Source organism: Shewanella hanedai, from assembly GCF_007197645.1.
Lineage (GTDB): Bacteria > Pseudomonadota > Gammaproteobacteria > Enterobacterales > Shewanellaceae > Shewanella > Shewanella hanedai.
In genome coordinates this window covers 65,356-84,799 of the sequence record NZ_VKGK01000016.1, presented here as the reverse complement: position 1 = coordinate 84,799, position 19,444 = coordinate 65,356, and the positions used below count along the sequence as shown (strand labels likewise).

At 44.2% G+C, this 19,444-nt stretch carries 19 protein-coding genes; 11 read left to right on the top strand and 8 right to left on the bottom strand.

The features are described from left to right. Nucleotides 1–28: 28 nt before the first annotated feature. Nucleotides 29–373: a TM2 domain-containing protein gene (locus tag FN961_RS13955; RefSeq protein WP_229814704.1), complete on the top strand. Its 345-nt coding sequence runs from the start codon at nt 29–31 to the stop codon at nt 371–373. 82 nt (nt 374–455) lie between these two features. Here FN961_RS13955 and FN961_RS13950 read toward each other — a convergent pair whose 3' ends face one another. Next, entirely contained in the window at nt 456–1,346 is an 891-nt protein-coding gene (locus FN961_RS13950; protein WP_144040789.1) for a DMT family transporter, read from the bottom strand. Between the two features lie 156 nt (nt 1,347–1,502). On the opposite strand from FN961_RS13950, the gene FN961_RS13945 reads away from it, so the two are divergent. Continuing rightward, nucleotides 1,503–2,405, top strand: coding sequence for a LysR substrate-binding domain-containing protein (locus FN961_RS13945; RefSeq protein ID WP_144040788.1), 903 nt, complete (start codon nt 1,503–1,505; stop codon nt 2,403–2,405). Between the two features lie 116 nt (nt 2,406–2,521). Further along, complete coding sequence (locus FN961_RS13940; protein WP_144040787.1) at nt 2,522–3,070, top strand: porin family protein; 549 nt, start codon at nt 2,522–2,524, stop codon at nt 3,068–3,070. Nucleotides 3,071–3,409: 339 nt separating this feature from the next. Here FN961_RS13940 and FN961_RS13935 read toward each other — a convergent pair whose 3' ends face one another. After that, nucleotides 3,410–3,601, bottom strand: coding sequence for a hypothetical protein (locus tag FN961_RS13935; protein ID WP_144040786.1), 192 nt, complete (start codon nt 3,599–3,601; stop codon nt 3,410–3,412). Between the two features lie 477 nt (nt 3,602–4,078). Between FN961_RS13935 and FN961_RS13930 the strand changes: the two genes are divergently transcribed. Both FN961_RS13930 and FN961_RS13925 read left to right on the top strand, forming a co-directional pair. Further along, nucleotides 4,079–4,516, top strand: a complete 438-nt coding sequence (locus FN961_RS13930) for a hypothetical protein (RefSeq protein WP_144040785.1) — start codon at nt 4,079–4,081, stop codon at nt 4,514–4,516. 212 nt (nt 4,517–4,728) lie between these two features. Continuing rightward, nucleotides 4,729–5,451, top strand: a complete 723-nt coding sequence (locus FN961_RS13925; protein WP_144040784.1) for a TlpA family protein disulfide reductase — start codon at nt 4,729–4,731, stop codon at nt 5,449–5,451. Between the two features lie 281 nt (nt 5,452–5,732). Here FN961_RS13925 and hutI read toward each other — a convergent pair whose 3' ends face one another. Next, nucleotides 5,733–6,959, bottom strand: coding sequence for an imidazolonepropionase (hutI, locus tag FN961_RS13920; protein WP_144040783.1), 1,227 nt, complete (start codon nt 6,957–6,959; stop codon nt 5,733–5,735). 265 nt (nt 6,960–7,224) lie between these two features. Here hutI and hutC point away from each other — a divergent pair, with 265 nt between their 5' ends. The 3 genes from hutC (at nt 7,225) to hutH (ending at nt 11,240) form a co-directional block, all read left to right on the top strand. Further along, nucleotides 7,225–7,926, top strand: coding sequence for a histidine utilization transcriptional repressor HutC (hutC, locus tag FN961_RS13915; RefSeq protein ID WP_144040782.1), 702 nt, complete (start codon nt 7,225–7,227; stop codon nt 7,924–7,926). Between the two features lie 108 nt (nt 7,927–8,034). Next, nucleotides 8,035–9,705 carry a urocanate hydratase gene (gene hutU, locus FN961_RS13910; RefSeq protein WP_144040781.1) on the top strand — a complete coding sequence of 557 codons (1,671 nt, stop codon included), beginning with the start codon at nt 8,035–8,037 and terminating at the stop codon, nt 9,703–9,705. 2 nt (nt 9,706–9,707) lie between these two features. Beyond that, nucleotides 9,708–11,240 (top strand): histidine ammonia-lyase, encoded by a 1,533-nt coding sequence (hutH, locus tag FN961_RS13905; protein ID WP_144040780.1) that lies wholly within the window; start codon nt 9,708–9,710, stop codon nt 11,238–11,240. A gap of 442 nt (nt 11,241–11,682) precedes the next feature. Here the strand turns inward: hutH and FN961_RS13900 are convergent, their stop codons facing one another. Next, nucleotides 11,683–12,369, bottom strand: coding sequence for a DUF3157 family protein (locus FN961_RS13900; RefSeq protein ID WP_144040779.1), 687 nt, complete (start codon nt 12,367–12,369; stop codon nt 11,683–11,685). Nucleotides 12,370–12,660: 291 nt separating this feature from the next. Here FN961_RS13900 and FN961_RS13895 point away from each other — a divergent pair, with 291 nt between their 5' ends. Next, nucleotides 12,661–13,920 (top strand): mechanosensitive ion channel family protein, encoded by a 1,260-nt coding sequence (locus FN961_RS13895; protein WP_144040778.1) that lies wholly within the window; start codon nt 12,661–12,663, stop codon nt 13,918–13,920. 95 nt (nt 13,921–14,015) lie between these two features. Here FN961_RS13895 and FN961_RS13890 read toward each other — a convergent pair whose 3' ends face one another. Together FN961_RS13890 and FN961_RS13885 are read right to left on the bottom strand one after the other, a co-directional pair. Beyond that, nucleotides 14,016–14,642 (bottom strand): LysE family translocator, encoded by a 627-nt coding sequence (locus FN961_RS13890; RefSeq protein WP_144040777.1) that lies wholly within the window; start codon nt 14,640–14,642, stop codon nt 14,016–14,018. A gap of 371 nt (nt 14,643–15,013) precedes the next feature. Further along, nucleotides 15,014–15,568 carry a lysophospholipid acyltransferase family protein gene (locus FN961_RS13885; protein WP_144040776.1) on the bottom strand — a complete coding sequence of 185 codons (555 nt, stop codon included), beginning with the start codon at nt 15,566–15,568 and terminating at the stop codon, nt 15,014–15,016. A 121-nt stretch (nt 15,569–15,689) separates the two neighbouring features. Between FN961_RS13885 and FN961_RS13880 the strand changes: the two genes are divergently transcribed. Continuing rightward, nucleotides 15,690–16,112, top strand: a complete 423-nt coding sequence (locus tag FN961_RS13880) for a YybH family protein (protein WP_144040775.1) — start codon at nt 15,690–15,692, stop codon at nt 16,110–16,112. A gap of 43 nt (nt 16,113–16,155) precedes the next feature. On the opposite strand, the gene FN961_RS13875 is transcribed toward FN961_RS13880, so the two are convergent. Then, a complete protein-coding gene (locus FN961_RS13875; protein ID WP_144040774.1) occupies nt 16,156–16,914 on the bottom strand; it encodes an NRDE family protein in 759 nt (252 codons plus the stop codon). Between the two features lie 64 nt (nt 16,915–16,978). Beyond that, the gene (locus tag FN961_RS13870) at nt 16,979–18,526 is read right to left on the bottom strand and encodes a ZIP family metal transporter (protein ID WP_144040773.1); all 1,548 of its coding nucleotides are present in this window, start codon (nt 18,524–18,526) and stop codon (nt 16,979–16,981) included. Between the two features lie 271 nt (nt 18,527–18,797). Here FN961_RS13870 and FN961_RS13865 point away from each other — a divergent pair, with 271 nt between their 5' ends. Further along, nucleotides 18,798–19,403 carry a YhgN family NAAT transporter gene (locus FN961_RS13865; RefSeq protein ID WP_144040772.1) on the top strand — a complete coding sequence of 202 codons (606 nt, stop codon included), beginning with the start codon at nt 18,798–18,800 and terminating at the stop codon, nt 19,401–19,403. Nucleotides 19,404–19,444 lie beyond the last annotated feature (41 nt).

Sequence of the window (19,444 nt, the reverse complement as noted above, 5' to 3'; positions counted from 1 at the left end):
CATCAGCAATATGACTTTGGAGTTAGCAGTGAAAAACATAGATTGCACACAGTGCAGCCATCAAGTTGACCTTAATGCGGTCATTTGCCCCCAATGTCATGCTGCACAAGGTTTAGAAGCGCTTGCTGGAGTTGATCCCGAAGTCCATATTAAAAATCAGAATCTTACAGTATGGTTTGGTTTTTTATTTGGTGGTTTAGGCTTACATAGATTCTATTTAGGTCAATACGTAAAAGGCAGTTTGTACTTAGTCTTTAGCTGGACTTTAGTGCCTATGGTTGTGGGCTGGGTTGATGCTATTCGTACTCTAAAGATGAGTCCATTTAGTTTCGAGCAGCGTTACTGTCGCAGAGCGACCCAGTACTATATTTAACTCTTAGGGATTAAAAGAGGTTGTTTTCACAAGTGATAGCAACCTTACAATAGCCCAATATGTACGTGATTAACGTTTTTGGTTAATGTTTTTGAATATCGGATCGAATCATCGTTTTAACCAACAAATACAGGTACAGTTTTTTTGCTTGGGGCTGCAATATTGAAGGTAAAACGACTAATGCCGCGCCCAGCCACGCTAGATTATCCAGCCATTCATCGAAGAGCAACCAGCCCATAAACACGATAAACAGTAAACCTGAATATTCGGCAATGGCAATCTCTCCTGCCTGAGCTTGACGATAAGCTAGCACGCAAAACCAGTGATATACCAATAAGCAAACATTGCTGGCTAAGGCGACGAGTAATAGCTGCCAACTTAACCCTGCTACGCCTTGAATTCCAGCCATTAACATTACCATTGGTAAAGCTAGTAGGTTATAGAGTATTAAAGGCAAAATTGGGTGATCGTTGAAAGACAGTTTACGTAAGCTCAACTGACAGATAGCAAAAGTTAATGCGCTAAATAATACCGCTCCTCCAGCAAATGCCATCGAGCCAGGTTTTAATATCAACAGCACCCCCACCATTCCTAATACCGCACATAACCATTGCCCTTTTGTTACTCGCTCTTTTAAGAAGAGGTAACCTAGTACCATGATCATTAAAGGTGCGCTATAAAACAGGGCGCTAACACTGGCCAGTGGCAATGCCATCAAACCTATAACCAGACCTAACGCACCAAGTGCGCCTATGTTCGCTCGCCAAAAATGAATTCCCCAGCGTTCAGGTTGAGGCTTTCCAACCCAGATCCACAATGGTGCGAGTATAAAGATTGAGGTAACTTGTCTCACCAATAGAAAAGTGGTGGCATTAGTATCACTGGGCAGCCATTTAATACTGACATCATACAAAGCGCTGAATAGATTCCCTGCGATCAGTAATAGTAAGCCCAGCTGTACCTTATTTTTCATTGTTAACGTCCATCAAAGATTAAGCCGCTATGATATCGATCACTGCTTAAGCCTAAAAATGATGTTTTTTGCCAACTCATGATTTAAATTCATACAAAGTATATCTAGTATGAAATTAGTGAAAGTTTAGATTGATAAGGTTTAGGTGAAATTGACATGAGAAAGCTTCCTCCCCTTAGATCGCTACAAGTTTTTGAAGCGGCGGCTAGACTGCAACACTTCTCTCAAGCTGGTGCTGAATTATGCATTAGTCAGAGTGCTGTATCCCATCAAATTCGAGTACTTGAGCAATATTTTGGTACTCATCTATTTGACCGTAGTCGCCGCCAATTAACGCTGACAGCCAAAGGGACACAACTGGCCAAAGGACTCGAGCAGGAGTTCAATGAGCTCTCTAATCTTTGTCAGCAGGCGCAAGGAGTACCGAGTCAAGATTTAACCTTAGTGGTCTACAGCTCATTTGCTGTTAAGTGGTTGATTCCACGTCTTGCCGACTTTAATCGGCATCACCCAGAGGTTAAATTGCGTTTAGAAATGGTCAGTCAAGATCCAGATCTTGCGAGTTTAGAATGTGACATCTTAATTACAGGGCAGAAAGTGCCTCGAGGTTTTCATCATGAATGCCTTTTACAAGAACGACTTATTCCAGTTTGTAGTCCGAGTTTCGCCGAGCAGCACTCACCGATGGCTATCAGTAACTTTCAGCAATATATGCTGCTTATTGTCGATGAGGGACCTTGGGGATTGGATTGGCCCCGCTGGTGTGAAGCTAACCAATTAGACTTTGATCAAGGGGCTACTCACCAAGTGGTCAGCCATGTGTTGTTAGCGATCGAAGCTGCTATCGCGGGCTTAGGTATTGCCTTAGCCTCGGACTTTATGGTTGAGAAAGATATCGAGCAAGGGCGACTGGTGGCATTGCCTTGGCCAGATATCCATACTGGCTTTGAATTCCTCTTTAGTTGCCATCGGCAACGATTAGCGGAGCCAGGCATCGTCAAAGTTCGCAACTGGCTGCAGACACAGTTGACTCAAAATAAGATAACAGCGCCGACATAAGTAGGTTTTCCAAGATAATGCTTTGTTTTTACGTTAGTAAAAAGTTAACATATCGGCGTTTTTAAGGACGTTTACTGTTAAATAGAGACGGTAAATTCGCACATATAAGGATATCAATGAAACTCAACTCTCTGTTAGCCACTGTTATGTTACTGGCTATGGCTACACCTGCTTTTGCCGCTAAAGATCTCGGTTTTTACCTGGGTGCCCAAGTTAATAACACTTCCGTAGAGGACAATATCGGTGTTTTTGATGAGTCAGCTAAAGGGCTTGGTGTGTATGGTGGTTATAATTTCAATGACAGTTTTGGACTTGAGGCGAGCATTTTTGCGACCGATAGTTTTATCGACGAAATGGATTTTCGTATAGCTGCTATGACGATTTCACCAGTAGTGCGGCATGCATTTACTGACAGTGTTACTGGGTATTTGAAAGTCGGGCTGGTACTCAATAGAACATACAGTAACGACGATGACGTGAATGAAAACTACCAAGGCACTGGCTGGCTATTCGGCGCTGGGGTGGACATGAGCTTAATGGAGTCCTTAGCGTTACGAGTGTTTTATGAGATCAGTGAAACAGAGCCAGAACACAGTGAGTTGAATGATTATTTTGCCGACATTAGTTTAGTTCAATATGGAATCGGTCTGCATTATCGATTTTAAGATCCTCTTTTAGTGGTGAGTATTTTTGGCTGGCTGGCTGGCTTGTTTATTATTATTGCCGACGTATGTCGGCAAGATACTCATCATTTGACGGTTATTTGCTTACCAGTGCGATGATATATCATATGGTATAAATAAAGTATTTTTTAGTTAATGAGTAATGCTTTTATATATATTAACTGTGGTGGATAAAATTAAATTACAAAAATCACATATCTATTTATACTTTATTACTATAATTATTTTTATGTGTAAGTCTTTGTCGCTAAGGTATACTTCTGGTTTTATTTTATATAGTTCTAGGTGTGGGGGTTACACCTAGAACTATTATTTTATTACTTACACTTCTAATGGTCCACAATGCCTTACCTGATTTATCCAATACCGACAAAGTTCGTTATTGTCTGCGACATTGCAATAGTAGTTTGCATTGTTTCTTGCAACTTGGCATTGGCGGTCATTAGCCGTTGCTGTTGCCATGCCAACACTCATACCAACGCCAATTAAAAGTAAAGATATTTTCTTATTCATAAATTTCCCTTTTTACTGATTTTAAATGCGTTTAGTTTACCTTGCAGTTAAATCTGTTTTTAAATTATTTTTTTATTAATTTTAAAAAGCTGATTTTATTGTTAAGTAGGTCGTGCTGTTTTCTAAATTTTAACCTTGTCTACAGTTAAGACTAACAGGATGTTATTATGGTTTTATATAGTAAGAATGATTGGTATGGTTGTACTCATATAGTTATAAAGTTCTATGACTATTTTAAGGAGTTAAGTTTAGTTTTTTAAATATAAACAACTAATGAAACTAAAATTAACTCTATAGCTAGTTTTAATGCTGGAAAGGTTTTTCATTTCCCATTAATAAAAGGGAGTTGATCTTGAGTGCTAGAGGCTAGTAGAGTCTTTTACGAATAGGAAATTTCCCTGCATCCATGAAGTTCCAATTCTGAATCCGTTTGCATTACTGATTTTAAGTGCTTCCGAACATAGTTGGGATTAAGGAGTGAGAGTCAGAACATTAATTCGATATTTACCAGCACTTGCTGTTGGTCTTTTACTAGCTCAGTTAAGCCTGATTCTGTTGAGCTATGCTGCAAACTACATGCTGAGATATCTAATCTCAGCTGTGGATCTCAATGCCAACAGTATTCAGTATCTATGGCTGATATTGCATGACGTTAGCTTGTTATTCATCCTCTCTGCAATTGTTTATTTCGGCTATCGAAAGTTTCTCTCAACACTGCCAGACGATCTGTTTTCTGCAATCTTGATGCAGTTACCCATTACCTACATCAGCCTCTATCTTTTACGTCCATCTTTTGATTTAAGCTCGCTTGCAAGTAGCGCATCTACGATATCATCAGTTACAGCATCAATATCAGTACTCTTGGTTTACGGCCTAAATAGTCTTGCTAGACGGCGAACAGGGACTACGACTTAATGCTCTAGATTTCATAGCCAACTCTATAGAGACTATTTTCCGATTAATGGATAATCCCTATTTGCGGAAAGATAGATGCTCAAATCGGTAATTTTTAAAATTATTTATTTTAACTTGTTGATTTTAAAGGTTTGAATAGTTGGTGCGTTATTTGCTTTTTAAACGATGGGTAAGTATAGGACTGCCTAAGGATATTTAATGAGGGATAACTAATGAAACTAAAATTAACTCTATGGTTAGGTGTGGTACTGGGGAGTCTTTTACATCAGCCATTAATGGCTGAAGTTGCACAGGTGAGCGAGGAGGAGTTTAAGGGTCAAATGATGTTGGAAGGCAAGAATGTATCCTACCAAGATGAAAATGGTAATGTTATTGATTTTAAAGTCTTTATAGGTTTGTTGGCAGAGGGAGATCCTGTCATGAAAGAGGTGTTGGATGACGGTGCTATTATTATTCGCACTGCACCAGCTTCTTTCAAAATTCCAGAACCAACGAATTTGAGTATTGAACACACTGGCAAAGAGACACCTCCTGCTGAGGGAGTAGATATAGAGGGTAAGAGGCTTGTTGAGTCCTTTGCTAATGGGAAATATACATTAGTCAGTTTCTTTTTCGCTGGGTGTGTTCCCTGTATCTATGAAGTACCTATTCTAAATCGTTTTGTGAAAGATAACCCCACAGTAGATGTTCTGGCTGTTACCTTTGATGAATTAAAGGACACAAAGAAATTTGTCAAACAGACTGGGTTAACTCTACCTGTATTATCTGAAGCTGGATCATTTATTGATGAAGTTGGAGTGATGGGGTACCCCACTTTAATGTTGCTTGATCCACAAGGCCGTTTTGTATCCAAAAAGATAGGTGGGATTATCGATGGAGAGAAGGATGGATATGATGAACTTAACCAATGGTATCTGGAGTCGATTAAAGGCTAACGTAAGTAAAAATCTTGGGAGCCTAAGCTTTTTTCTTAAAAACTAAGTCGAAGAGATTGATTCCCCAGTGTAGAGGCTGCTGCGAGTTTCGGTTTCAAGGATGAAACCGTAAAGCGGCCAGGGATGGCTTCACAGCGCCTCGCAGAAGTATCGACAGATTCAGCGAACCGCAGGTTATAAATTACAGCAAGATTATGGGCACCATAAAACTACCAAGTACCCACAATGGCAAATGAAACCATTCAAAACGAGCTAACCTCTATCGTAAGAGAGGTGATAAATCACTGGTGTACTAGGTGCCCATTCTTAACCACTTCAATACACGTTCCTGCGCCATATGAGTAAGAAAGCTCTGCGGGTGTGGTGATATCCCACAAGCAAAAATCGGCTTGCATACCTGCTGCTAACACGCCAACTCTATCTTCGATTCCTAATGCCTTGGCTGCATTAGCGGTCACGCCTTGTAGTGCTTCTTCTGGTGTAAGACGGAATAGGGTACAGCCCATGTTGAGCATCAACAGACTTGAACATAAGGGTGATGAGCCGGGGTTGTAGTCGCTGGCTAGCACCATCGGGACTTTGTGTTTACGCAGTAGGTCGATTGGTGGCATCTGGGTTTCACGCAGGAAGTAGAAAGCGCCAGGGAGCAGAGTCGCGCAGGTGCCGCTTTTGCTTAGGGCAATAACGCCAGCTTCATCTAAATATTCGATATGATCCACAGACTTAGCGCCGAGTTTGGCAGCCATGGCTGAGCCGCCTAGGTTCGACAGTTGCTCTGCATGAAGTTTAATATCCAGTCCGGCATTTTTGGCGGCTGTTAGCACCCGCTCTGTCTGTTCAACGCTAAAAGCGATGTTTTCACAAAATACATCAACGGCGTCTGCTAGATCTTCTGCAAGTACTGCGGGGAGCATTTCGTTGATCACCAGATCAACGTAGCCTTCGACGTCATCTTTGTATTCAGGTGGAATAGCATGGGCGCCCAAGAACGTGGTTTTTACATCAACGTGATGATGTTTACCGAGTTCGCGAGCGACTCTCAGTATTTTTAATTCTGTTTCAGTGTCCAAACCATAGCCTGATTTGATTTCGACTGTGGTCACGCCCTCTTTGGCTAAAGCGTTAAGGCGCTTGCGTCCCAGTTCAAATAGGTCTGCTTCACTGGCTTCACGGCAAGCGTTAACCGTTGAGATGATACCACCGCCGCTGCGGGCTATCTCTTCGTAAGTTGCGCCCTGCAAGCGTTTCTCAAATTCGTTTGCACGATTACCAGCAAAGATAAGGTGAGTATGGGCGTCGATAAGACCTGGGGTGATCCAGCCACCTTTACCTCGGTAGAGGGGCGTGGACATCACATCGAATTCTGGCAGTTCAGCTCTTGGCCCTACCCAGGCAATTTTGCCATCTTTTACAGCCATTGCTGCATCGACTATTGCGCCGTAAGGTGCTGATACAGCTGGGTCCATACTTGCTACGTTGACGTCGATCCAGACCTGATCCCAAGACATGATGTGCTCTCTTATTTATGTGATACACCCAAACGGCTTGGGTATCAATTCATTCTAAAGAAAATAAAAGTGTGATCCAACTTGTATTTACTTGTATATACAAGCTAGGATTATAGCGGTAATGTTAATCGTTTGGAAAGTGCTGTCTCTTCTTGAGAGACATAATCAGCTAGAACCACCAAAATCGTTAACCTAGATTGAGTGGTGAGGCACGAGATAGCTGCTTTTATTAGCTTAGTGCAATATTCATGTTTAAGGAGCGCCTGTGGCCACGCCCAAATTTGCTGAGATCAAGCAGTCTATTTTAGCCCGTATTGAATCTGGTGAGTGGGAGGAGCATACCCGTGTCCCTTCTGAGAATCAGTTGGCTGAACAGTTTGAGTGCAGCAGAATGACAGCTAGGCGTGCTTTAACTGAGCTAGTGGATAGCGGAGTACTTGAGCGTACTCAAGGTTTGGGTACCTTTGTTGCTGAACTTAAGTCTCAATCTTCCATGATGGCTATCCGTAATATTGCCGATGAGATTAAAGACAGGGGCCACGGCTATAGTGTTAAGCAGCTTGAGTTGACCAGCATTGAAGCTATCGCTCCTATCGCGATAGCACTTGGATTAGAAGCCGGCAGTCAGGTTTATTATTCTGTGTTGGTCCATTGCGAGGATGGGGTGCCTTTGCAACTGGAGGAGCGTTTCGTTAATCCTAAGTTGGTTCCAGAATATTTAGTGCAAGACTTTACCAGCCAAACCCCCCACGAGTACCTGTCTCAAGTCGCCCCGTTGACCGAAGCGCGTCATACCTTAGAGGCGGTGATAGCCAACAAACATAATCAACAAGCGTTAAATATTCCGGCTTCTGAGCCCTGCTTACAAATTTTACGCCGTACCTGGTCACGCCAAGGTGTGGTGAGTTTTGCCAAGTTAATACACCCAGGTAGTCGCTTTAGATTGGGTGGTCATCTTACGTTCTAAGATTGTATATACAAGTTAGAAACCAAGATGAAAACAACAAATCAAATATAACTAAAGCTCTTTAAAAGAGTATGAAGAAACAAACAAATTGAAATGAGGTTTAGCAAGATGGATAAGAGACACGACCCTAGTCGCCATATTATCGCACCACATGGCACACAACTTAGCTGTAAGAGCTGGATGACAGAAGCACCAATGCGCATGTTGATGAACAACCTTCATCCTGATGTTGCCGAGCGTCCTGAAGATTTGGTTGTTTATGGTGGTATTGGCCGTGCAGCCCGAGATTGGGAATGCTACGACAAAATAATTGAAGTACTGCAGCGCCTTGAAGAAGATGAAACCTTGATGGTGCAATCGGGTAAGCCCGTTGGCGTATTCAAGACTCATAGCAATGCACCGCGTGTGATTATCGCTAACTCTAACCTAGTGCCGCATTGGGCAAACTGGGAGCACTTTAACGAGTTAGACAAGAAAGGCTTGGCTATGTACGGCCAGATGACCGCAGGTTCTTGGATCTACATCGGCTCTCAAGGTATTGTTCAAGGCACTTATGAGACGTTTGTTGCCATGGCGAATCAACACTTTGGTGGTTCATCTGCTGGTAAGTGGATTCTAACCGGCGGCCTTGGTGGCATGGGCGGTGCTCAGCCTCTAGCGGGTACGATGGCAGGTTACTCAGTACTGACCTGTGAAGTGGATGAAACGCGTATCGATTTCCGTATGCGCACCCGTTATGTCGACAAAAAAGCGACTTCTCTTGATGAAGCGTTGGCCATGATCGATGAAGCCAATAAGAGCGGTAAGCCTGTTTCTGTTGGTCTACTTGGTAATGCAGCAGATGTATTCGCTGAGTTGGTTGAGCGCGGGATCACGCCGGATGTGGTGACTGACCAAACTTCAGCCCATGACCCATTAAACGGCTACCTGCCTCAGGGCTGGACGATTGAGCAAGCGATTGAGATGCGTAAAACCGATGAAGCGGCAGTCGTTAAGGCAGCTAAGCAGTCTATGGCGGTTCAGGTTCGGGCGATGCTAGCACTTCAAGCTGCCGGCGCTGCAACAACCGATTACGGCAATAATATTCGTCAAATGGCATTGGAAGAGGGTGTTGAGAATGCATTCGACTTCCCTGGTTTCGTGCCAGCTTACGTGCGTCCTCTTTTCTGTGAAGGGATAGGTCCATTCCGCTGGGTCGCGCTTTCAGGTGATCCAGAAGATATCTATAAAACAGACGCTAAAGTGAAAGAGCTTATTCCTGATAATCCACATCTGCACAACTGGTTAGATATGGCGCGTGAGCGTATCGCCTTCCAAGGCCTGCCTGCACGTATCTGTTGGGTTGGCTTGAAAGATCGTGCTCGTCTGGCATTAGCCTTTAATGAGATGGTAAAAAATGGCGAGCTTTCTGCCCCAATCGTTATCGGACGTGACCACCTAGATTCTGGCTCTGTTGCCAGCCCTAACCGTGAAACAGAATCTATGCTCGATGGATCTGATGCGGTATCTGATTGGCCATTAATGAATGCGCTACTCAATACTGCAAGCGGCGCGACTTGGGTATCTTTGCATCACGGTGGTGGTGTCGGCATGGGCTTTAGTCAGCACTCAGGAGTGGTGATAGTGGCTGACGGTACTGACGATGCAGCGGCGCGTCTTGGCCGTGTATTGTGGAATGACCCTGCAACGGGTGTGATGCGTCACGCCGATGCTGGATATGATATTGCTAAGAATTGTGCAAAAGAGCAGAACTTAGATCTGCCGATGCTGGAGAAGTAAAAATGAGCCATTTAGTATTAAACCCAGGGACTCTTACCCTGTCTCAAATCCGCGAAATTAGCCGTGGTAAAGTGAGCTTAGAGCTTGCACAAAGTGCGATAGCAGAGATCCATACCAGCGCTGGTTTAGTTCAGCGTGTATTGGATGAAGATCGCACCGTTTATGGTATCAATACCGGTTTTGGGCTATTGGCTAACACCAAAATTATCGCTGAAGATCTGCAATTATTACAGCGCTCAATTGTGTTGTCTCATGCTGCTGGTATCGGGCAATACATGCAAGATGCCACAGTGCGCTTGATGATGGTACTCAAAATCAATTCACTGAGCCGTGGCTTCTCAGGCATCCGTTTAGAAGTGATCAACTTCCTTATTGCTCTCGTTAACGCCGAAGTGTATCCCTGCGTACCTGAAAAAGGTTCTGTTGGCGCATCGGGCGACTTAGCACCATTAGCGCATATGTGCCTGCCGTTACTTGGTGAAGGCGAGATGAGCTACAAAGGCCAGATTTTAACGGCTGCTGAAGGACTCGAAATTGCAGGCTTACAGCCTATCGAACTTGCCGCTAAAGAGGGCTTAGCCCTACTTAATGGTACACAAGCTTCGACAGCACTCGCACTTGAAGGTTTGTTTAATGCAGAAGACTTGTTTGCAGCGAGTTCAGTTATCGGCGCGATGAGCGTTGAGGCTGCAATGGGTAGTCGTAGCCCGTTCGATGCGCGTATTCATGCTGCACGTGGTCAGAAAGGCCAGATTGATTCAGCGGCTATTTTCCGTCACCTATTGGGCGATGAGTCAGAGATTAGCTTAGATCATGTTAACTGTGAAAAGGTACAAGATCCTTATTCATTGCGTTGTCAGCCACAAGTACTAGGAGCGTGTTTAACTCAAATTCGTCATGCTGCTGACGTATTGGGAACTGAGGCTAACGGTGTGACCGATAACCCACTGGTTTTCCAAGATACCGGCGACATCATCTCTGGGGGCAATTTCCATGCTGAGCCAGTGGCTATGGCTGCCGATAACTTAGCGATTGCTCTTGCGGAATTAGGCTCAATTGCCGAACGTCGCATCGCACTTTTGATTGACTCTAGTTTGTCTAAACTGCCTCCATTCCTTGTTGAAAATGGCGGCGTTAACTCTGGCTTTATGATTGCTCAGGTTACGGCTGCAGCATTGGCTTCAGAGAACAAAACTTACGCGCATCCTGCGTCAGTAGACAGCTTGCCAACATCAGCCAACCAAGAAGATCATGTGTCTATGGCTACGTTTGCAGCACGTCGCTTGCGTGATATGTCTGAAAACACTCGTGGCGTATTAGCGATAGAGTTATTGGCATCAGCACAGGGGCTCGATTTCCGTACGCCGCTACAACCAAGTGTTGCGGTTGCTAAGGCAAAAGCTGAATTACGTGAAGTGGTAGCCTATTACGACAAGGACAGATTCTTCGGTCCAGATATCGAAGCATCAAATGACTTACTGCTGACAGCGAGCTTTAACGCTTATCTGCCAGCAGGAATTTTAGCTAGTTTCTAATTAAACTAGATTAAAATGTCTTTGGGTTAGTTGGTTAGTTGGTTTGTTGCTTTGTTGCTTTGTTGCTTAGTTGAGTGCTATCGATTAACCCATGATCATATGAAGGGCCTTAGGGCCCTTTTTTGTTGTCTGGTTTTAGGGGGTTGTTATTGGGTAACTACTGTTTGTGCTTACCTTCAATGTCACCTATTACCTGCAGTAAGCTTTTGTCCTAATACCCCAGTGAATTGTCGAAGGCCATTAGCGCATCAGGACTGGTGGTTAAAGCTGAACTTCAATGAAAAAGCCTGAAGGGAGTACAGCCTTCAGGCTTTTCGTTTAACAATGATGTGTAGAACCTAGAACCTAGAACCTAGAACCTGCTAATAATCAAGCCTAGAAGCCGCTTGCTGCGCTCTCGCTGTGAGTTTACGAAGGTCCTCGGCTCCTAGCTCCTAGAAGCTTACATTCTTGAATCCATTTCGCCGATTTTCAGGCTGAGTATCTCTTTAGTCCATAGATTCGGGTCGATGCCTTCAATCCAGAATGTTTTACTCTCACGCTGCTGACCTTTACGCAAGTAGGTGTCAGGCATTCTGAAAATCGCTCTCCACACTTTGATGGTTTCAGTCTTTAATAACTTACCAGTGTCGTCGAATAGGGTGACGGCGAGTTCAACTAATACGTAATGTTCTGAACTGGTGCTGGCGAGATCGAAAGTAAGGCCAAGGCGACCATCTTCATCCCATTGGCTATTAAGAAAACTGACTTTTACGCCATCTTTTGCCGTCACTTTGAGCAGCGCTGCTTGTGACATTGCGTTAGCCGTTAGGGTTGGCGTGCTGGTAATAGCTGCGGCCGGAGCGGCTATTTGAGCTGCTTGTGATGAGCTGTCGATTGGGCTTGCGACAATAACTACTTCTGGAGCTGAAGGCACGGTCTCTAAGATCACATACTCCCAAGTAAAGTCATCGTTGAGCTTAACCTTAGCGCCATTGTCTAATGTGATTGTGGTGAGTTCAGCTGCCATAGCTGGGAGCACCAACATAAAAAGTGCGAGGCCAGTTAGGGTCTTGAATGTTTTACGCATAGGTTCGAACCAAATGAGATAAGTTGCCACTAGCATAAACATAAAGTTAAGCAGTTTCATCGAAAACCTTTGGCATTTTATCCATTGTTAGCATGACTCTGCATTTCCAAGTAGCTTGGGTATATAAGTCGAGGGGGCGTTACCTTGATTCAGCACTTTTTTCGGATAGACGTAATGGCGTTGCTTATGTTGAAATGCTGGGGATACCGTACATATTATTTTTAGTGAGTAAATACCCAAACTTGAGAATGCTCACTGAATCCTGCACTTCCAAGTAGCTTGGGTATATAATACCAATTTCATGAGATAGACCCAGCCGCGAGGCTAATGTTTTATAAGGAGGCTTAAATAGTGGATCAAGAACTAAGATTGCGGATTTCTCAGTGGTTAACAGACTGGGGAATTAACATCATGCCGTCAGATGATATCTCAACGACCATTTTGGTGATCGCTAGCCTCATTTTATCCATAGTTTCTTATCTGTTTGTCAGGCGTGGTGTTGTACGCGCGATGAATATCGTTATCCACCGCTCTAAGGCGAGCTGGGATGACATCTTTATGCGTCGTAAGGTACTAGAGCAGTTCTCTTATGTGGTGCCAGCGCTGGTCATGAATCTGTTGATCCCCGTGGTGATGAAAGATCATGTACTGCTGAGTTCGCTGATTGATCGCCTCTTGAGTGTCTTTATTATCGTGATGCTGGTGCGTGCTATTTATAGTGCATTGGATGCCGCTAATGATATTGCCGACTATAACCATGTGAGCAGGCGCTTGCCGATTAAGAGTTTTGTGCAGCTCTTCAAGCTTTTCCTCTTTTTTGTTGCTGTTATTATTTCGATTTCGGTTCTTGCAGATCAATCTCCAGTCTACTTCCTGAGTGGCTTGGGTGTCATGACTGGTTTGGTCATGTTGGTGTTTAGAGACACGATTTTAGGTTTTGTGGCTGGAATTCAGTTAGCAGCTAACCGTATGGTGAGTACGGGTGACTGGATTGAAATGGATAAATATGGTGCCAACGGTTCAGTTGTTGAAGTGTCGTTGACCACGGTAAAGGTACAGAACTGGGATAATACCCTGTCGATGATCCCGGCTTATGCCTTAGTGTCAGATGCGTTTAAGAACTGGCGCGGCATGTCTGAATCTGGTGGAAGACGTATTAAGCGTTCGGTTTCTATCGATATGGAAAGTATCCATTTTCTATCAGAAGAGGAGCAGTCCAGATTAAGCAAGGTTAACTGTTTGAAAGAGTATTTTGCCAACAAGAGTAAGGAGATTGCTGAGTTCAATACCAGTGTTGAGGATTCGGATATGTTGGTGAATAGCCGCCACTTGACGAATATTGGTACTTTTAGGGCTTACTTGATCGAGTATGTGACCCGACATCCCCTAATTCATAATGATATGACCTTGTTAGTCCGCCAGTTGGCGTCGACCTCTGAAGGGGTTCCAATCGAGGTTTATGTGTTCACTACCGATATTCGCTGGAATAACTATGAGGAGATTCAGGGCGATATATTCGATCATATTTTTGCTATATTGCCAGAGTTTGGCTTGAGGGTTTTCCAGGGACCAACAGGTACCGATATCAGAAGTTTGAAAATGGATAGCTAGCGACGGGAATTGCCAAGCATAACTAGAGGCCTCTGGTGAATATTCCCCAGAGGCTTTTTTATGTCCGGGTATCGTCATTGTGAACAAGCTTGCAGTTAATTCTCGCGAGTGACCAAGATGGCTGCTAGCATGAGGAACACACCGCCGCTGGTTCTGTCGAACCAATGCAGCTTATTGCTAGATTTCAGTCTTGGTGCTAATACATTGGCCATGCTGGCGTAGATCATCACAAAGCTGAAATCTACGATTGCCCAAGTGGCTGCTAGAATCGCTAACTGCGGGATTTGGGGCGCAGTGATGTCGATAAACTGTGGAAATAGTGCACCAAAGAAAAGCAGATCTTTCGGATTACTGATCCCGACTAAAAACGCCTGCTTAAACATCTGTTTTGGGCTGCCTTTTCCTTTTATGTGTTGCAGGTCTAAGCCCTTGGCACTGGGTTTTGTGAGTAGGAGTTTAATCCCCAGAAACAATAAATAAGCCGCGCCACAGTATTTTAAAATGGTAAAGCCATACTCAGTTGCGCTTAATAAGGCGCCGAGTCCTGCCGCTGATGCAGCCATCAGAATCAATGCCGAAGTGACACTGCCCAAACCTGTCGCTAAACAGCGGCTCTTACCGTAATGAATGCCATGGCTCATAGAGAGCACAGCCATGGTGCCGGGAGAAACCGCGATAAGAAGTACAGCGAAGAAGTAGAGTAGCCAAGTATCAAAGAGCATAGAGAGTATGAAATAAGCTGAGTTGTGTCGGAACTATAACGAGCGGCGACACGATTGACTAGTCCAATTAATCTACTTTGTACTGAAGAGCCAAAATTTGTATCATATACCAGTTGCATTAAGTATCTGACCATTCAGCGGGAGTTCAAATCGCTGTAGGCAAGGCTAGGGATTGAAGCTAATAGTTATTCTATATCTAAAGCCCTAAACGCAGCATAAAGTGCTTTGAACCCCGCACTGTGTGAGCGACTCAGGATTTCCACTTCTGCTTTGCATTGATTTAAAAGGGGATAACCATTACCTCATCAATGCGCCTTGAATTGAAAACCCTGAGGCACTCTGAATTGATTACATACTTAATGCAATTGGTATTAATGAGGAGTAAAATCAGGGATCACTTTAGGATGGCGTCCGTTGATTGAACGGTAAAAGCTGATAATTCTATCCATATCTTGCTGCATATTTTCAGTGGTATCGAACCCATCAGCGATAAGGACTGTCTTGTTGCCAAAGTCTAAACCGACGGTGACGATTGGAACATTGGCTTTATTGGCGATATGGTAAAAGCCTGTTTTCCAACGCTTAACAGGGCTTCGGGTTCCTTCAGGGGCTAAAGCGAGTGAGAATTTAGGGTTATCCTGAAATAGATGTACGACACCATCAACTAAGTTGTTATTTTTACGTCTATCGACAGGTGTTCCACCAATCGCTCTGAAGAACCAGCCCCAAGGTGGGATAAAGAGCTGATGCTTGCCGAGAAAATTAACTTTAGATCCTAAAGCACCACGGGCGAGCACGCCGATAATGAAATCCCAGTTACTGGTATGGGGACCGACAATAGCCACATACTGGTGGTCAGTAGGAAGTAGACCTGAGACCTTCCAGCCGGCTAATTTTAACGCTAATTTGCAAAACTGTTGAAACATATAGGGAAACTCTCAGCGTCGAATATTGAAATAGGCCTCAAAAATGATAATGTCGAGGCGCAAGATCATGAATTAGGTTAGTATACCTCACAACAGGCAATCGCCAACATCTGGATATATCATGATTAAAAAAGGACTTTTCGCGCTATTGATACTGATGGCTTTTAGCGCATCCGCAGTACCCACCGACGATATTTCTCAGGTAATACAGGAGCAGGAAGCGGCTTGGAATCGTGGTGATCTTGATGGGTATATGCAAGGTTACTGGAATAACGACAAGATGCGTTTCGTCTCCGGTGATAAGTTTCGCTACGGTTGGGAAAGTACGTTAGCTGCTTATAAGAAAAACTACCCAGATAAAGCCACCTTGGGTACCTTGAAGTTCACGATCAAGGATATCAAGATGCTAAGTAACTATGCTGCAATGGTAGTTGGCCGTTGGCAGCTTACCCGAGCGAAAGATCAGCCCCATGGTGTGTTTACGCTATTAGTTGAAAAGATTGATGATCGTTGGGTTATTACACACGACCACACTTCTGATTAAATCATGGCCGAATGAATAAATCCCAAATGCAATTGGTATCTGTTTATTTTCTTAGGTTGAACTCTTGCTGACCTAAGTGACGTCCTTTGCCGTCATACCTGACCTCAATAAAACGGGTATGACCTTGGTGATCCTGAAGAATGATGCTGGTGGAACGAGTGCCATATTCACGATGACGTATATAGATGGAGGAGAGTAGACGTTCCCACTCTAGTGCTATTCCAGTTTGAGGAAGTTCACTCTCTTCGGCTCGAGTTTCATCTTTCATAATCGCCAGTAAAGCCTCAATATCAGGCTCATCAGATTCTGATATCACTTGCTCTAATGCTTGTGTGCCTCGTGCCATCTTCGGCCATATATCATCGAGATCACCATTACTGATGGAATGAAAACCAGCGGTAAGTGGAGTTAGGGTTTTATCGGTACTTCTATAACAGTAGAGCTCATCGCGATGACCAAATACCAGATTGAAGGGGTTGTAGTTTTGGCTATGCTCCCTTAACCAGGCCGTGGTGATAGGAACTTGAGGTTTTAAGGCGTTTAAAATCAACTCTCCGCGACTTTTCATTCCATCTTGCTGAGCTTGAGGCTGACGGAAGTTAGTCAGTGCTGCAAAGTTCCCTTGCCGATTGATGCCAAGCCAGCTTCCTCCCGCTTGAAGATCTTTACCTGCGAGAATTTGGTTCTCTGGCATCCAGAAATGAGCTTGCTCTGTTGGTCGATGATGAAATTCATCACGGTTGGCACAGACGATAAGTGGATATTTAGGGTGTTGCTTCAGCGCGATGAACAAGATGCACATAGGCGGTTTGATTTAAAGAGTGATGCTTAGAATTTAAACTGGATTTAAATTGAATGCTATACATTTAATGCTTATGGCCATGCTCGTGACTGTGGTTATGAGCGTGATCATGGGCTTTAGGTTTCAGATGCATGATTCTGGCCATAAACTTTCTTGGTCCCAAGCGTAACAAGCTAGCCGCAAAAAGGCAGGCTAATGCGGTTAACGATAGGGTGTTTATGCTCGCTGGTATCGTCATCAAAGAGTGCCATTGTGGCTGAATCAAACTGATCGCCACTAAACTTGCCAATATCAAAGCAAACAGCAGCCCTCGTTGAGTCCAATTCATTAGCTTTAGTTGAGCGAGATTAAAGATAGGTGCAGCCAGTAAAGCCAGTAAGACGGCTTCATTACTCCAGCCACTATAGGCAAGAGATAGCGCTAGCACTGCCCCGCCTAAGTTACAGAACCGCATTGGTAAGAATACTAATAAAAGTACCGCAACCTGAGTAATAGGGCTCGCCAGTGGCACCGAAGGATGGCCAATTAAGTTGGCTAGAATCAAGCTGAGAATTACCCACGGAGCACTGCGGTCGACTAAATATGAAAAGCCGAAACGCAACGCTGATTGAGGTACGTGAGTATGAGGATCTGTCGGCTCTATTTTAGCCCATGTCAGCAAGGTGCCAATCAACAGCAGTCCCACTAGTTGCAAGAAGGCAAACATAGGACCCAGCAATAATGCTGTGATGATCAAGGCTTCAGGTCCGGCAAGGCGTTGTAACCACCGCTGGGCTAAAGAGGGGGTTTTAGGGGATAAACCCAATCGATACCTAAGGCTGGCGGCGGCATAGCTAAGCAGTAAAACAGGCGCAAGCGTCAGCAACCAGTCTGCGAGTTGTTCGCTACCGTGGCTGTGGTTATGGCTTTCGTGTCCACCTGAGTCCATCATCAACAGCAGACAGAGTAATCCTATGCCAAGTAAGCTACCGATACCGGCTTGATACTCGTATTTACCTTGTTTATCTTCATTACTTTCACCATGGGGCTGATGCAGCACCACGTGCAGGATTGAACCTGTAACAAAGGCCTGTAAGTAGACGGTGTTATCTAAACTTAAATGAGTTAATAGTTGCTCGCCTGCGAAATAGCCAAAGCCAGTCAGTACCATCATTGCAGCTAATACCGCCATGGCCCAACGTGCGCCTAGCTGAGGTTTGAGCAGCCACCAGATGGCTAATCCTACTGGTAGGCGGTGTAATATCACCCCTAAAGCCAGCAGTATTGAATTTTCATCGTGTTGCGCTAATACCATGGCGCTACCATCTGTGATGGTATGGAGCAGCAGTCCGGCGATGCCTAAAGTCAGTGTGAGATTATGGGTGACTTCTGAGTAGCGATGGAACAGCTTTTCGCTGGCAGTAGGTCCCCAAAGACCGATGATCACGAAGATGATTGCCAGAAACCCACCGTGTTCCAGCAGCTCAGGTAAAATATGAACCAGCACTAAGCCGCCTAGTGACACGAATATAAATCCGTCTAGACCTTTTTGTAGACCGTTTTCGGTCGAAAGATATCGATAGAAAATAGGGCCTAATAATAGAGCAATACAACTGGCTAATAGATAGAGCATGATTCGCTTAGCTGGGACTTTAAAAAAAGACGGGCTAGTATACCAGTTTCTGAAAATTTAGCAGTTAAGGTCGCATTATTTACATCAAGTGTGACCACATTTACTGGTTAAGCAGCCTCTGTATGTCATTTAAAACGCAATATATCGATCACTATCGGCCATCCTTTGTCTGTTTTGTTGGTTTTTTGTGTGATTTGCCTATCTGATTGTTTCCAAATGGTTATAGAATGAGTGATATCTCTTGCACTCAAAAGACAGGCGTTAATTTTTTATGGATACCTTTTCTGCCGCAGTAATGTTGTTTCTTATTATGGATCCATTGGGAAACCTGCCTATTTTCTCATCCATTCTGTGTCATATTGAACCTAAGAAAAGACGCAGAGTGTTGATCAGAGAGTTGGTGTTTGCGCTGATCATTATGATGTCGTTTCTGTTTGCTGGTGAGGCTATTCTTAATTTTCTCAATCTGAGAACGGAATCTGTCAGCATTGCTGGTGGCATTATTCTGTTTTTAATCGCGATCAGAATGATCTTCCCTCAACCTGGCGGGGTTGTTGGGCTTGCGGCGGGTGAAGAACCATTTATTGTTCCTATGGCGATTCCATTAATGGCGGGTCCTTCGGTATTAGCGGCTCTTATTTTACTAGCCCATACAGACAGCGATCGTATGCTAGATTGGACCATCGCTTTATTGGCTGCATGGGGTGTGAGCGCCGTTATTTTGTTGTTCTATAAAGTCTTCACTAAGGTGTTGGGAGAAAAAGGCCTAACAGCGGTAGAACGATTGATGGGGATGGTGCTGGTTATGATCTCTGTGCAGATGTTCCTCGATGGCATCGCAAATTACATGGCGCACATGAGCCAGTCTACTCCGTAGAGATTCGAGTTCCTAAGTCCTAGTCTTAGGAACCTCTTCAA

Excerpts from the sequence above, each read along its gene's own strand:
- FN961_RS13950 (WP_144040789.1), bottom strand. The coding sequence starts at position 1,346 with ATGAAAAATAAGGTACAGCTGGGCTTACTATTACTGATCGCAGGGAAT.
- FN961_RS13945 (WP_144040788.1), top strand. The coding sequence starts at position 1,503 with ATGAGAAAGCTTCCTCCCCTTAGATCGCTACAAGTTTTTGAAGCGGCG.
- FN961_RS13940 (WP_144040787.1), top strand. The coding sequence starts at position 2,522 with ATGAAACTCAACTCTCTGTTAGCCACTGTTATGTTACTGGCTATGGCT.
- FN961_RS13935 (WP_144040786.1), bottom strand. The coding sequence starts at position 3,601 with ATGAATAAGAAAATATCTTTACTTTTAATTGGCGTTGGTATGAGTGTT.
- FN961_RS13925 (WP_144040784.1), top strand. The coding sequence starts at position 4,729 with ATGAAACTAAAATTAACTCTATGGTTAGGTGTGGTACTGGGGAGTCTT.
- hutI (WP_144040783.1), bottom strand. The coding sequence starts at position 6,959 with ATGTCTTGGGATCAGGTCTGGATCGACGTCAACGTAGCAAGTATGGAC.
- hutU (WP_144040781.1), top strand. The coding sequence starts at position 8,035 with ATGGATAAGAGACACGACCCTAGTCGCCATATTATCGCACCACATGGC.
- hutH (WP_144040780.1), top strand. The coding sequence starts at position 9,708 with ATGAGCCATTTAGTATTAAACCCAGGGACTCTTACCCTGTCTCAAATC.
- FN961_RS13900 (WP_144040779.1), bottom strand. The coding sequence starts at position 12,369 with ATGAAACTGCTTAACTTTATGTTTATGCTAGTGGCAACTTATCTCATT.
- FN961_RS13890 (WP_144040777.1), bottom strand. The coding sequence starts at position 14,642 with ATGCTCTTTGATACTTGGCTACTCTACTTCTTCGCTGTACTTCTTATC.
- FN961_RS13885 (WP_144040776.1), bottom strand. The coding sequence starts at position 15,568 with ATGTTTCAACAGTTTTGCAAATTAGCGTTAAAATTAGCCGGCTGGAAG.
- FN961_RS13880 (WP_144040775.1), top strand. The coding sequence starts at position 15,690 with ATGATTAAAAAAGGACTTTTCGCGCTATTGATACTGATGGCTTTTAGC.
- FN961_RS13875 (WP_144040774.1), bottom strand. The coding sequence starts at position 16,914 with ATGTGCATCTTGTTCATCGCGCTGAAGCAACACCCTAAATATCCACTT.
- FN961_RS13870 (WP_144040773.1), bottom strand. The coding sequence starts at position 18,526 with ATGCTCTATCTATTAGCCAGTTGTATTGCTCTATTATTAGGCCCTATT.
- FN961_RS13865 (WP_144040772.1), top strand. The coding sequence starts at position 18,798 with ATGGATACCTTTTCTGCCGCAGTAATGTTGTTTCTTATTATGGATCCA.